Source organism: Micromonospora sp. KC723, assembly GCF_004348595.1.
Taxonomy (GTDB): domain Bacteria; phylum Actinomycetota; class Actinomycetes; order Mycobacteriales; family Micromonosporaceae; genus Micromonospora.
This window is the reverse complement of the sequence record NZ_SMKD01000002.1, coordinates 82,836-95,750: the sequence shown is the minus strand read 5'-3', so window position 1 is coordinate 95,750 and position 12,915 is coordinate 82,836. Positions and strand designations below refer to the sequence as shown.

The following is a 12,915-nucleotide window of genomic DNA, read 5'->3' as shown; positions in this document are numbered from 1 at the left end:
TGGCTGTATGAGACGGCGTCCGAGTCGCATGGGCAATTGCTGTGCTCGGCGGCGGACGACCAGCAATTCTGTCCCGGTGTCATTGGACCTGCCTCTGGGTGATCTGCGCCCGGTCGACCGCAAGCTATCCAATCCGGAGCCACGTCGATGGAGCGGTGGAGGAATATAGTTATCCGTCAACGCAGGATCGCGGATCCTGCTGGCGGGGCGCTTCACGGAGTACGAGCCGGCCCGACGGGCGACCGGCCCGTGCTGGCCGCCCTGCCCGCCGGGCCTGCTCCCGGCCTGGTCGTCACTCGTTGTGCAGCGCCTCCGCGATGGTGAGGCGCGCCGCGAACCGGGCCGGGAGGAACGCGCCGAACGCCGCGATGCCGATGCCGGCCAGGGCCAGCAGGGCCAGCACCGGCGGGTGATAGATATGCAGCATCCGGTCCGGGATGACGAGCTGGGCCGCGTGCGCTATGGCCGGCAGGGCGAGACGGTGCATGACGACTCCGAGGGGGATCCCGAGCAGGCTGCCGACAGCGCCGAGCGCCGCCATCGAAATCACCATCATCAGCACCACCTGGCGGGGCGTCATCCCGATCGACTTGAGCATGCCCAGGTCCCGGCGCCGTTCCCGGGTGTTGAGGACGACCGTGTTGAAGACGCCGAGCGCCGCGACCGTGCCCAGCATCAGCGCCAGGACGGTGACGATGCCGAACATGACGGCGATGAACGAGTCGGCGTCGTTCGCGGGGACGGCGTCCAGCCCTGGGTCGCCCGCCTTGACCGCGGTCAAGAAAGCTGACGTGTCGGTACCGCGCCCAAGTCCCACCTCATAGCTGGTGGCCCGGGTACCTGGCGCCACCAGCGCCAGCGTCTCCCAGTTGGACAGCACCATGTTGGCGGAGTTCATCAGGACCTTTCCGACGATGCGGACAGTCTGTTGTCGGCCGTCCGCGTCCACGGTCAACGTTTCGCCCACGGCGAACCCGCGCTGGCGCAGGAACCTCTCGGAGACGACCACCTCGCCCGGGCCTGCTGGCCAGTGCCCGTCCACCAACTCGTAGCCCAGGCTGGTCGTGTCGCCGCGGTAGAACCGGGCCAGGAACGTCTCGGTGCCGCCCATCGGCCGTACCATGACGTCCGCGGAGGCCGTCACGTGCGTCGTCCCGGGCAGCGAGCGCAGCATTGACTCGACCTCGGTGTCGGTCAGCCTCGGCGCGCGCGGGATACCAGGGTTGGGGCCGGTGAACACCTGGACCTGCACCCAGGCCGACCGGCCCTGAGCCGTCTGATAGGTGGTCACGGTGCTCGCGAGGCCGATTGCAAAGGTCACGCTCGCCACCCCGAGCACGACGGCGGCCATGGTGAGGGCGCTACGGGCTGGCCGGGCGAACGGCACGCCAAGACCGAGGCTGGCCGCCCGGGGCAGCCTGGTGCTGGCGAGCCACCGCTGGATCCGTAGGCCGCGGCCGGAGCGCGGGGCGCTGCCCGCGCTGATCGCCTCGGTCGCCGACAGGCTGCGGGCCCGCAACGCGGGCAGCAGGGCCGACAGGGCGACCACGGCCGGGACCCCGACCAACGTCGCCGCGTGCACCCAGCCGGCGACGCCGATGCCGCCGCTCCCGTAGTTCCTGAACGCGCTGGTCAGCAACGACCGGGCTGCCAGGTCGCCCAGGACGGTGCCGAGCATGCAGCCGGTCAACGCCGGGAGGAGAGCCATCGTGAGATAGACGGTCAGCACCTGGGCGGGGGTGAAGCCGAGCGCCTTGAGTACCCCGATGTGCCGGAACCCGGCCACCACCGCCCCGCTGACCACGTTGGCGACGATCAGCACCGCCACCGCGAGGGCGAGACAACCGAAGACCACCAGGAACGGAAGAAAGGTGTTCGTCGCGGCGACGGCTTTCGCCCGCAGCGCCAGGTAGGACCGGGAGCCCAGCAGCGACTCCGGCGGTGATCCGGCCGCCACGGCGGTGGTGGCCGAGGCCATCTGGGCATCGGTAGCGGCGTGGGCGAAGCGGTAGAGCATCTGGGTGGTGGTGGGGCGCAGGTCGGACATCTGCTCGGGAGTGACCCAGGCGTCGGCCGATTCGCTCACCGAGTAGGCGAAGCCCACGACGGTCAGCGAACGACGCTCCGACACGGCGAGCAGCGTGCCGATCCGGGCGGGCCCGAAGTTGGCCGGGTTTTCGTTGAGCACGATCTCGCCGAGCTTGGTCGGCCAGCGGCCCTGCCAGACGTTCAGGCGGTCGACCGGGCCACCGGGACCGTCGCGTCCGACCACGGTGAGAGACGCCGGCGGTCGTCCAGGGTTGAGCGTGACATCGAGGGCGACCTGACCGAACGGCCCGGCCACGGCTGACGCTCCGACCCGTCGGGCCAAGTCGGTGAGCTGCGCGTCGGGCGCCTTGGCACGGTCGAATGTGGCCACCAGGTGCGCGCCGCCCTGCCGGTCGTAGGCCCGGTCGAACGGGCCGGACGACTCCGCGAGCAGCCCGAGGGCCACCACCATCATCACGGTGGAGAGGGCGACGACGACGGCGATCACGCCGGTCTGCAGCCGGCGGCGGCGCACGGCGGCCTGCGCGGCCCGCCACACGGCGCTCACGGCGTACGCTCCAGGCTTCGTTCGCGCGCCACCCGGCCGTCGACGACCTCGATGAGGCGGCTGGCGCACCGGGTGGCGAGCCGCTCGTCGTGCGTCACCATCAGCAGCGTCTGCCCGATCTGGTTGAGGTCGAGCAGTAGGTCCATCACCTGCTCGCCGGCGCGGCTGTCCAGCGCGCCGGTCGGTTCGTCGGCGAGCAGCAGCGCCGGGCGGTTCATCAGGGCCCGGGCGACGGCGACCCGCTGCCGTTCGCCGCCGCTGAGCGCCGCCGGGTAGGTGTTGCGCCGGTCGGCGATGCCGAGTTCGTCGAGCAGTTCCAGTGCCCGGGCGCGGGCCCGCCGGGCCGGGGTGCCCACCAACTGCGCGGCCAGCGCGACGTTGTCCAGGGCGGGCAGGTCGTCGAGCAGGTTGAAGAACTGGAAGACCATGCCGATCCGCCGGCGCCGGAACAGGGCCCGGCCGGTCTCGTTCAGCCGTCCCAGGTCCTCGCCGCCCACAACGACCGTTCCGGAAGTGGGGCGGTCTAGGGCAGCGACCATGTTGAGCAGGGTAGATTTGCCGCACCCGGAGGGGCCCATCACGGCCACCGCCTCCCCGGCGTGGATCTCAAGCGACACGCCGTCGAGCGCCGTGGTGCCGCCATACTCCTTACGCACGCCGTCCAGACGCACGATGACTTGCGCCGCGCCGTCCTTGCCACGTTCACTAAACATGGCTGGAAGTCTGGCGCTGCACGTGCCTGCGGGCGTCCATCGCCGGATGTAATATGCCGGCCGGGTCAACCCGGAGTTGTACGGCGCTGCACCGGGAGGATGACGCGCACCGCCGCGCGATCTGTAACTGTGGCATCGTGTGGATTTCGCGTTTGGGCTGGCTGATCGCGGCGCTGGTGGTGGCCTGCGCCGCAGCCGGGTGGCTCGGCCTCGCGCTCGTCCGGACGCGCCGGTTGCATCGCTCGGCCTTGGATGAGCGCGGCTGGCTGCTGGAACGGGAACGGGAGAGCGCGGCCCGGAGCGCGGTCGAGGCGGAACGGGCGCGGATCGCCCGCGAGTTGCACGACATCGTCAGCCACAACGTCAGCCTCATGGTCGTCCAGGCCACAGCGGCGCGGGAGGTGCTCACCACGATGCCCGGCGAGGCCAGCACCGCGCTGCTGGCGGTGGAGAGCGCTGGCCGGGACGCGATGACCGAGCTACGTCTCCTCCTGGGCCTGCTCGCGCCGTCGCAGACCGGCGACGACGAGCCGGAGGGATCCGACCTGGCGCCGCAGCCGAGCCTGCGCCGGCTCAGCCCGCTGATCGACCGGATCTCGTTCGCCGGACTTCCGGTCGATGTCCGGATCTCCGGGGAGCCGCGCCCGCTGCCGGCCGGTATCGACGCCACCGCGTACCGGATCGTGCAGGAGGCTCTCACCAACGCCCTCAAGCACGGCGACCGGAGCAAGGCCGAGGTGACCATCAGGTATGCGGACCACGCCCTGCGGGTGGAGGTGCTCAACAGCGGACCCAGCGTGCTCTCCGGTGACGGGCGCCCGCCGGCCGCGCCCGGAGCGGGCGACCCGGACGGGACCGGTCGTGGGCTGCTGGGCCTCCGCGAACGGGTCGCCGTCTACGGCGGTGAGCTGGACGCGCGGCGCCGCCTCGGCGGCGGGTACCGGCTCCGCGCCCGCATACCGCTGGAGTCGCCATGACCGATGTGCCCGACCCGACCCGCCACCATCCGGGCACGCCGGAGCCCCGGGTTCTCATCGCAGACGACCAGGCCCTGGTCCGCGCCGGCTTCCGGATGATCCTCACGGCGCGCGGCATCGACGTGGTCGGCGAGGCCGCCGATGGGGCCGAGGCGGTCGCGGCTGCCCGCCGGCTGCGGCCCGACGTGGTGCTCATGGACCTCCGGATGCCGAACATGGACGGCCTCGAGGCCGCCCAGCGCACCCTGGAACAGGCGCCCGACTGCCGAGTGGTCATGCTGACCACCTTCGACCTGGACCGCTACATCTACACGGCCCTCGCCATCGGCGCCAGCGGTTTCCTGCTCAAGGACGTCACCCCGGCCCACCTCGCCGCCGCCGTACGCCTGGTCAACACCGGCGACGCGCTCCTCGCGCCGTCGATCACCCGGCGGCTCGTCGAGCGCTTCGCCTCCGGCGATCGCCGCACCAGCCCGGCCGGCCCACCACCGCAGCGCCGGCGCGTCGCCGCCCTGACGCCTCGCGAGCTCGAGGTGCTCACCCTCATGGGCCGAGGCCGGTCCAACACCGAGATAGCCGGCGAGCTGAGCCTCAGCGAGGCCACCGTGAAGACACACGTCACGCGGATTTTCACGAAGCTGAGCCTGCGCGACCGCGCCCAGGCCGTCGTCCTCGCCTACGAGACCGGGCTTGTGGCGCCGGGCGATCCCGGGCTCGCCTGATGATGACGGCCGGGTCGCATTCGTCGCGGAGGCTGCGCCCCAGCGTTCGCAGAAGCAGTTCGCCCTCGGTGTGCGGGGCGGGGTCTTGAATACCGCTATGCGGTAGGTGCCAGGCGGACAGGTAGCTTTCCAGGTCGCTGACCTGCCGGGCCTGCGCCATGCCGTATCGCGTGCTGCCGGTCCCTGGCCCCACGCTTCGGTCGGTCGCATGTCGACCGCGGCAGGCACCCAATGGTGTCGGTCAGCGACATCGCGTCATACTCCGGCTCACCAGCGGAGCATCACGACGTCGCGGTCCTTACCGGCGGCAAGGGGTCCGGCGCTGCCGCCAGCATCCGCCGCTCGTCCCTGGTGAACGGTGGTCAGAACGTGGCGATCGGGTTGACCGGGCTGCCGGACGTACCGGCGAAGCGGACCGGCGCGACGGCGAGGTGGAAGTCCCACTGGCCGAGTTCGACCGCGGTCGTCGCGCACGCCTCCAGGTCGCAGTTGTCGAGCAGCCACAGACCCATCGCAACGAGGCTCACGGCGTGAACCGGCATCAACACGTCTTCGTACCCCGACGGCTGAACGTCCTGGGGGGTGTCAGCACCGATCAGCGCGACCTCCCGTTCATGCAGCCACGGCAGGCAGGAGGCGTGCCAGCCGGCCTGGCTGAAACCGCTGACCGCACCGGCCTCGTGCCGGACGCGGCCATAGCCGGTCCGCAGGAGCACCGCATCGCCGGATCGCACCCGCACACCCTGGCGACGCTCGGCCTCCTCGAGATCGTCGGGAAACACGCCCTGCCCCGGTTCCAACCACGGCACATCACGGACCCTCGCAATGTCCAGCAGGACACCACGCGTGATGATCCCGTTCGCCGCCGCCGTGACGGCCGCCCACGCCGATCCCGTTGCGGCGTCAACCTTCGAGTGCGACCGCCCGTTGTACATCGCGCCGTCCCAGAAGATGTGGCACGGCGAGTCAACGTGAGTGATGGTGTTTCCGTGGAACATGATGCCGAGCCGCTCGTTCGAAAAGCCCCAGCGCCGGTCGGCGTGGACTCCGGGCACCGGCATGTTCTCGGCACCCGGCATGTCGGCGGCGCACGGGCACGTGTTCGTCGACCGCTCCATCTCCTCCGGCACGGCCACCTCCCACGCGCACGACACGCTCCTGCCGTGGCGCACACCCGCGCCGCCGCCAGCCGGACGTCGTCGGTGATGTGGTTCAGAGTTCCGAACTCGTCGTCATCGCCCCACCGTCCCCAGTTCGACAGCGTGTTGAAGTATCCGAGCACGTCGTCCTGCGTGGGCGTCGGTCGCCCTGCCGTCATGTCAGCACCGACTCCTCCGGTCGCGCGGTCAGAGATAGCGCAGGTAAGGCCATTCCGCTCTCCCCTGGCATGCCAAGGCCAGCCGAACTGCCATGACAGTAGTGCCATCCCCCGGCGAGGAATCAGCGCCGTAGACCTCCGAGGATCACACTACGGCGCGTTATCTGAGGTCGCGTCAGGACCGTACTTCAGGTAATCGGTCCTACCTGTGGCTGGATGACCATGGGTGTGCGTGGCTGGCCACCGTGCTGCGCCTGCCTGGCCTGTTGGATCCCCTACCCGGAAACCGCTGCCGCCCTGGGTCGGATCCACCCTGGACCGGAAGAGGGGTGTGCGCTTCTGCGGTACCGTGCCTGTGTGGCGTCGTCTGGTTACTCTGCGGTCCATGTCGGAGACACCATCAGCGCCAGCAGATGCCCCGACGGCAGGGCAGAGCCGGTTCGGTCAGGCCATCATCGCGATCATTACCGGTGTACTCGTCTCGGTGCTCGGCGCCGTGGGGTTCGGCCTGTACCAGAGGATCACCGCGGATCCGCTGTTGGTCGTCACGAGCGCGACCCAGGTCAACCTCGGTCCGTACCTGTCGCCGACGGCCGTCATCATCGTCATGAACTACGGAGATGCCCCTGCCGAGGACTGCTACGCGGAGGTCGGCGAGCAGTACATGGACTTCAGCACCACGCCCGGGCGCCACACGGCCGGAACGGGGACAACCATTCCGCCGCGCGGCGGAGTGTCCCTGCAGGTCGGAAACCGTCAGCGCCTCACTCTGGCGTGGGTCCACTGCAAGAAAGACCTCGTCTCCAACGTCTTCGTGATCACGCCTCACACACCCCTGCCCCGCCCAACGCGGCGGTGACGGAGACCGGTAGGTCTCGGTGCCCGCCTCCAGGCTTGATTCAACGTCCTACGAACGATCGAGCAGGGCTTTTCCTCCTCTGAGGTCCCTGCTCACACGCCTTTGGTTACCGTGCGCACCTGCGGCACCGTGTAGGCCCGCTCGTCTGATGCCGCGCGCAGCCGCCGCTCGACGCGTGCCAGCATCGCCGCGAGCGCCTGGCGGGCGCGGCCGATGTCCTCGACGGGCACCAGCCCGGTCAGTGACGTGACGCGTCGCGATCACCACCGCACTGCCCGACCCTCCGCCACAACCGAAAGGATAGAAGCGGCCACTGACGGCATGGCAGGAACCGGGACGTCCCGATCTTCTGGTGGGCCGTGCAGGCCGTGGGCGTGACCGTGGCGCAGGCGGAGCGGCTTGTTCCACCGCGACAATATCGTTTGCGAGTTCGACAGCCGACCGCTGGATCCGGCGCGGTCCAGGCCGCACCGGCCGGTCCGACCACCGGTTCGTGACCGCAGCCCGTTTCGGTGGCCGCCGCCGACGGCAGCCTGTCAGCTGCGTCGAAATGTCGCGCCGCGGTGAAACTCCCGGACAGCCTCACGCGTCATCCGGCTGTGTCGACCGAGGACCGTGAGCTGCCCGGGCTCACGGCCTCGACGGCGGAGGCAGTCGGGGAGGAAACGTGGCGTTCGGAAGGTGGCTCGCCGGTGCGGGCCTGGTGGTACTGACCGGTGCCGCCGTCGGGGTGTACGGCGGGTCGCCGGCCTCCGGCGGCGAGGGCCCGGCGGCGGTGCCGGTGGCCGAGCCGCAGTCGGAGCCGGTGCCCGCGACCGGGGCTCAGCCGCCCGGGGGTGCGCGGGCGGTGCCGGTGCGGCAGGAGGCGGCGGGCGCGGAGCCGGTGCTCTCCGGCAAGCGCCGGGTGACGATCGTACGGGTGGGGGCGTTCGAGTCGGGGCTGGCGCTGCTCGACGGTGGACGGTTGGCCGAGGTGGACGACGACCGTGGCCGGCAGGTCTTCGTGCCAACCCCGTTGAGGTCGGGGGAGTTCCTGATCAAGGCGTACTACGGCGGCGGCACCGGGCAGCCGGTCTGCTGGCAGGTACGCAACCCGGGGAACAGCCGGCCGTTGTTCGTGCGCGGTGCCGCCTGCCGGGCGGACGACCCGGCTCAGCGGTTCGTCATCGCGCCCGCCCCGGCCGGAGGTCCCCGCGAGTACCTGATCAGCAACCGGTGGGCGTACCTGCGCGACTCTGCCCGGTCCGGCCTGATCCTGGAGGAGTTGGGCGATGCCCCGCCGGTGAGCAGCTTCCGGTTCAACGACACCGGACCGGCCCCGCGCCGGAAGTGACCCCCTCGGCGGCCCGGCCGGCAGTTCCCGGCCGGACCAATGGCGGGTGCGACCGAGCACACAACTGCCAGGATCAACCAGGGTCGGGTGGAGACTTTGACCGATGCGTGACGCCGCGGAGTTCGACGCCTTCTACTCCGCGTCCGTGCAGCGGGTACTGGGACATCTGTACGCGATGATCGGCAACCGGGCCGAGGCCGAGGACGCGGTGGCGGAGGCGTACGCCCGGGCCTGGGACCGCTGGACCGTCGTGCGCGAGTGCGACAGCCCGGAGGCGTGGGTACGCCGGGTGGCCTACCGCGTGGCGGTCAGCGCATGGCGCAAGACCGTCAACCGGCTGCGCGCCCATCGTCGGGACGCCTGCGCGCAGCGCGTCGACGCCATCTCGGTCGACCACGTCGCGGTGGTGACCGCCTTGCGGCGCATCTCCGCCGAACAACGCCGGGCGGTGGTGCTGCACCACCTGGTCGGGCTGAGCGTGGCCGAGATCGCGGCGGAGGTCGGTACCAACGAGAACACCGTCAAGACGCGACTGGCCCGGGGCCGCCGGGCCCTCGCCGCCCACCTGACCGAACCGGAATACCACGGCGTGGACGAAAGGGCGCGGCCATGAGCTCTGACAACCAGCTCGACAACGCCCTGCGGGCGCTGGCGGGGCAGGGCGGGCAGGGGAGAGTCCCGGCCGCCGCCGACATCCGGCGACGCGGCGACACCCGCCGACGTCGACGGACGGCGTCGGTCGCGCTCGCCGCCCTCGCCGTCGTCGCGCTCGGCGCGGGCGTCGCCCTGGTCCGCCCGGGCGGGCGGGCACACCCCATCCCGGTCGGCCCGGCGGGCCCCACCTCCGGCCCGGTCGCGTCACCCGACCCGGCCGGCGCGTCTTCCGGCCCCACCGGCGGCACATCCAACGCGGCCGGCCCGTCATCCGTCCCGACCGGTGGCGCGTCCGGTCCGCCCACCGGATCGTCCAGCCCGCCCGCCGGTAGTCCGCTGCTGTCCGGGCAGCGTCAGGTCACCATCGTGCGGGTGGATGCGTTGAGGGGCGGGCTGTCGCTGCTCGACGACGGCCGGCTGGGCGAGGTCGACGGCGACGAAGGACAGCAACTGTTCGTGTTCACGCCGCAGGGCTCTGACACGTACCAGATCCGCACCGCCGAGCCCGGCACCGACCGGACCGACACCTGCTGGCAGGTCCGCTCGTCGGGCAGCCAGCCACTGCGGGTCGAGGCGGCCCCCTGCGCGCCAGACGAACCGAGACAGCAGTTCACGGTCGTCCGCGACGGCCAACACGACGGCGCGCCTACGTACGCGATCAGCAGCCACTCAGCCTTCCTGCAGAACTCACGGACCCGGGGACTGATCCTGGAGGAACTCGGCGACGCACCCCTGACCACCCGCTTCCGGCTGGTCGACAACGGACCTGCGTCGCAGTGACGCGAGGACGCCCGGCCGGGCGCAGCGCACCCGGGGCTTTCACCAGCGCCCAAAGGCTGTCATGCGACACCAGCAGCACCTGCACCGTCGAGAATCGGCCCGAGGCGCTGACCCGTGCGTGCACCCGGGTTCGGCCAGACCCGTAGCGAGTCACCCGTGCGGCCAGCACCGATCCTGGCGGCAGTCCAGCCAGAACCACCACCGACACTCACAGACCCGTAGTCCAAGGCTGCGAGCGCACACTTCTACGAGCAGCCATGATTGCCGCGAACGCAACCGCCGCTGCCCCCGCCCCCACCGTGTGGGCAGGCAACATCAGACACACCTGCTCGGTTCGTCTACAACATCTGCGCGCCGACGTCGGTAGCTGCTCCGCATGCTACGGATGACGTTCGTCAGTGTCGCCGTTCGGTGATTGGAGTTCGAACCAGACCGTCTTGCCGGTGCCGGGAAGCGGTGCGGATCCCCACGCATCGGCGAGGTGCTCGATGATGTGCATGCCCCGGCCGGCGTCGCTGCAGATGTCGACGGGGCGTTTGACCGGATGGCGGTTGCTGCTGTCATGCACGTCGATGCGCAGTCGCTGGCCCAGGGTGATGAGGACTTCGACGTCGCCGGCGGTGTGTTGCACCGCGTTGGCGATGAGCTCGCCGAGCAGGAGGCCTGCGTCCTCCCGCAGCGGGTGCTGGTCCCAGGCGGCGAGGATGTCGTCGGCGAAGTGTCGGGCGGCCGACGTGCTGTCGGCGTCACCGCGGAAGCGTCGTCGGGCGGTGCGTGGCCCGGGCGGCGGTTCCGCGTCGACGGTGAGCGCGAGGATGGCCACGTCGTCGCGGCGTGGAGAAGGTCCGACGTCGGCGCCCAGTAGGTGTTCCACCAGGTCTTCGGGGTTGTCCGTCGGTGCCGCGTCGAGCGCCGTGTACAGGTCGGCGAGGCCTCGGTCGAGAGGGTAGCGGCGGTCTTCGACGAGGCCGTCGGTGTAGAGGACGAGGGTGGATCCGCGGGGCAGCAGGAAGGTGGAGTCGCGGTAGTGGGCGCCTCGCACACCCAGTGGGGGCCCGGTGCGTAGGTCCAGGCAGCGGGCGCGGCCGTCGACGCGTAGCACGGGAGGTGGGTGCCCGGCGAGGGCTGCGGTCGCGGTTCCTTCGGTCAGCTGCAGTTCGAGGTAGCAGCACGTGGCCATCGCGTGCGGCTCGAACCGCAGCAGCAACTGGTTCACCCGCTGCATCACCCCGGCGGGTCCGTGCCCGTCAGCGGCGTAGGCGCGGATCGCGTTACGCACCTGACCCATCGTGGCCGCCGCCTGAGGGCTGTGACCGGCGACGTCACCGATGACGACCGCTGCGGTGTGCGAGTCGATGTGTATGACGTCGTACCAGTCGCCGCCGATGTCCGCGCCGTGGGTCCAGGGCAGGTACCGCACGGCGTGCCGCGCGCCGGGCAGGGTGGGCAGCTCGGTGGGGAGCAGGGCGCGTTGCAGGTCTGCCGCGATCGACATCTGCGCCTGGAACAGCAGCGCCCGCTGTAGCGCCTGTGCTGCCAGCTGGCTGAAGGCGACAAGGTTGTCGCGCTCGTCCTCGTCGAACTCCCGCGGGCGGGGGTAGCCGATGACAAGTGCGCCGAGCAGCTGCCCGCCGGTGCTCAGCGGCAGGAAGGCCCACGCCTGCCTGGTCCCGCCTGGTATGGCGGTACGTGGGTCGGGTTGCGCGGCGCAGAATTCCGCCGGCGAGGTGAGATAGCGCGGCTCGCCGGCGGCAATGACGCCCGTCGCCGGATACGGGTGCGACAGGGGTAAATCAGCCAGCGCGGCGACGACGTGCTCCTCATAGCCGACGTGGTAGCTCAAGACGAGCCGGTCCTGCTCGGTGAGCAGGACCGCGAGGCTGTTTCCCCCCGCCGTGGATCGCACCACCTCGCCTAGCGCGGCGTACACCTGCTCTGGTGTGCTCGCCGCTACCAGTGCGGCGGTGACGGCCTGCAGCGCCGCGGTGCGGGTGGCGGCGGCGCGAACCTGCGCCGCGCTGCTCATCAGCTGTTCCTGGTGGCCAACCTGTTCGGTGACGTCTCGGTAGGACACCGCGACGACGTCGTCGCCGACGCGTGTGGCTTTCAGCTCCCACACCTGCCCCGTGGTGGGCGAGGTGAGCTGTTGCTGCCACGGCTCGCCGCTGTCGGCGACCTCGCGGTAGATGGGAAGCAGATTCAGTTCGGTGCTGCTGGAGTGCGCGTTGCCGATCCGGTGCCCCACGAGTTCCTCGACGGTGCGGCCGGCGAGCTTGGCGCCGATCTGGTTGACGTATTCCCGGGTGAAATCGACAATCGCGCCGGTGCCGCCCCGAACCGCCCGCAGCAGGGCGAATCCGTCGAAGGCTGCGTCGAGGGCGTCGTACAGTCGGGTGCCGCCCTCCGTCTGGGCACCCATGGTCAGCTTTCGCAGATCGACGAACCGTGCGATGAACCCGTCGCCGAACGGCACTACCCGGAACTCGAAATGCCCCGTCACGCTCGCCCGGTCGTAGTACACGGTGCGCACCGCCGGCACCCGCTCCTGTACCACCCGGCGATAGAACGGCAGGGTCCCATCGGTGACCGTGTCCGGCCACAACTCCCGGTAGCCGCGACCGATCAACTCCTTCCGAGGTCGACCCAGGAACCGACCACCGGCCTCATTGAGGTACACCAGTGTGAAGTCGATGATGACACCATCGGGTGCGCGAACTGCGGCGGCCACGGCGCACCCGTGAGGATCAGCGTCCAGCAAGGCCAGCAGGTCCGCCGACGGGGCAGAGCCCGCCGATTCTGCGTTCACTCCCACCCCCTCGCCATGAGCATCCGCCAGCCTAGCCGCCGGCTCAACCGCCCACGCCGCTCACGCTGACGCGCCCGACACGCCTGCGCGTGGTGTGGACCAGTTGCGGGGGGTGCCACGCCACCTGCCGGCACGTAGCGCTCACATCGCGCAGACT

Annotated in this window: 11 protein-coding genes; 6 read left to right on the top strand and 5 right to left on the bottom strand. The window is 70.7% G+C overall.

Features of this window, described 5'->3' with window-relative positions; genetic code table 11:
* Positions 1–292: 292 nt before the first annotated feature.
* Positions 293–2,596 carry an ABC transporter permease gene (locus E1165_RS01330; RefSeq protein WP_243704527.1) on the bottom strand — a complete coding sequence of 768 codons (2,304 nt, stop codon included), beginning with the start codon at positions 2,594–2,596 and terminating at the stop codon, positions 293–295.
* Positions 2,593–3,309 carry an ABC transporter ATP-binding protein gene (locus tag E1165_RS01325; protein ID WP_132386810.1) on the bottom strand — a complete coding sequence of 239 codons (717 nt, stop codon included), beginning with the start codon at positions 3,307–3,309 and terminating at the stop codon, positions 2,593–2,595. Before E1165_RS01325 ends, E1165_RS01330 begins: the two co-directional genes overlap by 4 nt.
* A gap of 143 nt (positions 3,310–3,452) precedes the next feature.
* On the opposite strand from E1165_RS01325, the gene E1165_RS01320 reads away from it, so the two are divergent.
* Both E1165_RS01320 and E1165_RS01315 read left to right on the top strand, forming a co-directional pair.
* Positions 3,453–4,286: a sensor histidine kinase gene (locus tag E1165_RS01320; RefSeq protein WP_243704535.1), complete on the top strand. Its 834-nt coding sequence runs from the start codon at positions 3,453–3,455 to the stop codon at positions 4,284–4,286.
* The gene (locus E1165_RS01315) at positions 4,283–5,008 is read left to right on the top strand and encodes a response regulator transcription factor (RefSeq protein WP_132386806.1); all 726 of its coding nucleotides are present in this window, start codon (positions 4,283–4,285) and stop codon (positions 5,006–5,008) included. The genes E1165_RS01320 and E1165_RS01315 overlap by 4 nt, the downstream gene beginning before the upstream one ends.
* Positions 5,009–5,370: 362 nt before the next feature.
* Here E1165_RS01315 and E1165_RS01310 read toward each other — a convergent pair whose 3' ends face one another.
* Positions 5,371–6,138, bottom strand: coding sequence for a cyclase family protein (locus E1165_RS01310; RefSeq protein WP_243704526.1), 768 nt, complete (start codon positions 6,136–6,138; stop codon positions 5,371–5,373).
* Between the two features lie 573 nt (positions 6,139–6,711).
* Here E1165_RS01310 and E1165_RS01305 point away from each other — a divergent pair.
* Positions 6,712–7,185, top strand: a complete 474-nt coding sequence (locus tag E1165_RS01305; RefSeq protein ID WP_132386804.1) for a hypothetical protein — start codon at positions 6,712–6,714, stop codon at positions 7,183–7,185.
* A gap of 92 nt (positions 7,186–7,277) precedes the next feature.
* Here the strand turns inward: E1165_RS01305 and E1165_RS28755 are convergent, their stop codons facing one another.
* Positions 7,278–7,415 (bottom strand): hypothetical protein, encoded by a 138-nt coding sequence (locus E1165_RS28755; protein WP_165945092.1) that lies wholly within the window; start codon positions 7,413–7,415, stop codon positions 7,278–7,280.
* Between the two features lie 437 nt (positions 7,416–7,852).
* Here E1165_RS28755 and E1165_RS01300 point away from each other — a divergent pair, with 437 nt between their 5' ends.
* The 3 genes from E1165_RS01300 (at position 7,853) to E1165_RS01290 (ending at position 9,952) form a co-directional block, all read left to right on the top strand.
* On the top strand, positions 7,853–8,518 hold the full coding sequence (locus tag E1165_RS01300) for a hypothetical protein (protein WP_132386802.1): 666 nt from the start codon (positions 7,853–7,855) through the stop codon (positions 8,516–8,518).
* Between the two features lie 103 nt (positions 8,519–8,621).
* Complete coding sequence (locus E1165_RS01295) at positions 8,622–9,131, top strand: sigma-70 family RNA polymerase sigma factor (protein ID WP_132386800.1); 510 nt, start codon at positions 8,622–8,624, stop codon at positions 9,129–9,131.
* Complete coding sequence (locus tag E1165_RS01290) at positions 9,128–9,952, top strand: hypothetical protein (protein WP_132386798.1); 825 nt, start codon at positions 9,128–9,130, stop codon at positions 9,950–9,952. The genes E1165_RS01295 and E1165_RS01290 overlap by 4 nt, the downstream gene beginning before the upstream one ends.
* A 379-nt stretch (positions 9,953–10,331) precedes the next feature.
* Here the strand turns inward: E1165_RS01290 and E1165_RS01285 are convergent, their stop codons facing one another.
* Positions 10,332–12,680 carry a SpoIIE family protein phosphatase gene (locus E1165_RS01285; RefSeq protein ID WP_132386796.1) on the bottom strand — a complete coding sequence of 783 codons (2,349 nt, stop codon included), beginning with the start codon at positions 12,678–12,680 and terminating at the stop codon, positions 10,332–10,334.
* Between the last annotated feature and the right edge of the window lie 235 nt (positions 12,681–12,915).